The following is a 1,945-nucleotide window of genomic DNA, read 5'->3' as shown; positions in this document are numbered from 1 at the left end:
AGCTTGTCTGGTGCGACGTACTTGTACACACGTGTGTGTACAGTATGTCTCCGGGTGTGCGCCGTCGGAGCCACCGCTTGCCTCTTCGGCGGCAGCGTCGGGTGTGTATAGGGGACGGTCTCACCCCCCGCCTACCCCCCGCCCGATGCGGGACACTGGTGGTTTGGCACCCGCGAGGAACGCGATGGAACGCGATGGAACGCGAAGGAAGGCGTCACGTGAACGGTCCGCTCATCGTGCAGAGCGACAAGACTCTGCTGCTGGAGGTCGACCACGAGGACGCGGAGCCCTGCCGCCGCGCCATCGCGCCGTTCGCCGAGCTGGAGCGCGCGCCCGAGCACGTCCACACCTACCGCGTCACCCCGCTCGGCCTGTGGAACGCCCGCGCCGCCGGGCACGACGCCGAGCAGGTCGTGGACGCGCTCGTCACGTACTCGCGGTACCCGGTGCCGCAGGCGCTGCTGGTGGACGTGGCCGAGACGATGGCGCGCTACGGGCGGCTCACGCTCTCCAAGCACCCGGCGCACGGCCTGGTCCTCCAGTCCACCGACCGGCCGGTGCTGGAGGAGATCCTGCGCTCCAAGCGGGTCAAGCCCCTGGTCGGGGCCCGGCTGGACCCGGACACGGTCGCCGTTCATCCCTCCGAGCGCGGCCAGATCAAGCAGGCGCTGCTCAAGCTGGGCTGGCCCGCCGAGGACCTCGCCGGCTATGTGGACGGCGAGGCGCACCCGATCGACCTGCGGGAGGACGGCTGGAAGCTGCGGCCGTACCAGGAGCAGGCCGTCACCGGCTTCTGGCACGGCGGCTCGGGCGTCGTCGTGCTGCCGTGCGGCGCGGGCAAGACGCTGGTCGGGGCCGGGGCGATGGCCCAGGCGCGTTCGACCACGCTGATCCTCGTCACCAACACGGTCTCGGCCCGCCAGTGGAAGGCCGAGCTGGTGCGCCGCACGTCGCTGACGGAGGACGAGATCGGCGAGTACAGCGGCGCCCGCAAGGAGATCCGGCCGGTCACCATCGCGACGTACCAGGTGCTGACCACCAAGCGGAAGGGCGTCTTCCCGCACCTGGAGCTGTTCGACTCCCGCGACTGGGGTCTGATCATCTACGACGAGGTGCACCTGCTGCCCGCGCCGGTCTTCAAGTTCACCGCCGACCTCCAGGCCCGCCGCCGGCTGGGGCTGACGGCCACCCTGGTGCGGGAGGACGGCCGCGAGTCGGACGTGTTCTCGCTCATCGGGCCGAAGCGTTTCGACGCGCCGTGGAAGGAGATCGAGGCGCAGGGGTACATCGCGCCCGCCGACTGCGTCGAGGTCCGGGTGGACCTGACCGAGTCGGAGCGGCTGGCGTACGCCATGGCCGAGCCGGAGGAGCGGTACCGCTTCTGCGCGACGACCGACTCCAAGCGGCGCGTCACCGAGACCCTGGTGCGGCGGCACGCGGGCGAGCAGACGCTGGTGATCGGGCAGTACATCGACCAGCTCGACGAGCTGGGCGAGCTGCTCGGCGCCCCGGTGATCAAGGGCGAGACGAGCAACGCGCAGCGCGAAAAGCTGTTCGAGGCGTTCCGCCAGGGCGAGCTGCGGGTGCTGGTGGTCTCCAAGGTCGCGAACTTCTCGATCGACCTGCCGGAGGCGACGGTCGCCATCCAGGTCTCCGGCACGTTCGGCTCCCGCCAGGAGGAGGCCCAGCGCCTCGGCCGGGTCCTGCGCCCCAAGGCGGACGGCCACGAGGCGCGGTTCTACTCGGTGGTCGCCCGCGACACGATCGACCAGGAGTTCGCGGCGCACCGCCAGCGCTTCCTGGCCGAGCAGGGCTACGCCTACCGGATCCTGGACGCCACCGAACTCGCCGACGCCGACGAGGAGCGCGACGGGGTGTAGCCCCCCAGCTCCCGCGGATCGACCCGCCCGAGCAGCACCACCTCCCACGCCACCCCCGCGTGATA

General features: G+C 71.1%; 1 protein-coding gene. It reads left to right on the top strand.

Annotation, left to right across the window (positions count from 1 at the left end; all coding sequences use genetic code 11):
- Positions 1–218 precede the first annotated feature (218 nt).
- Positions 219–1,880 (top strand): DNA repair helicase XPB, encoded by a 1,662-nt coding sequence (locus BN2279_RS09510; RefSeq protein ID WP_059008291.1) that lies wholly within the window; start codon positions 219–221, stop codon positions 1,878–1,880.
- Positions 1,881–1,945 lie beyond the last annotated feature (65 nt).

This window comes from Streptomyces specialis, assembly GCF_001493375.1.
Classification (GTDB): Bacteria; Actinomycetota; Actinomycetes; order Streptomycetales; family Streptomycetaceae; genus Streptomyces; species Streptomyces specialis.
The sequence above is the reverse complement of the archived record's forward strand: the minus strand, read 5'-3'. Positions and strand labels throughout refer to the sequence as shown.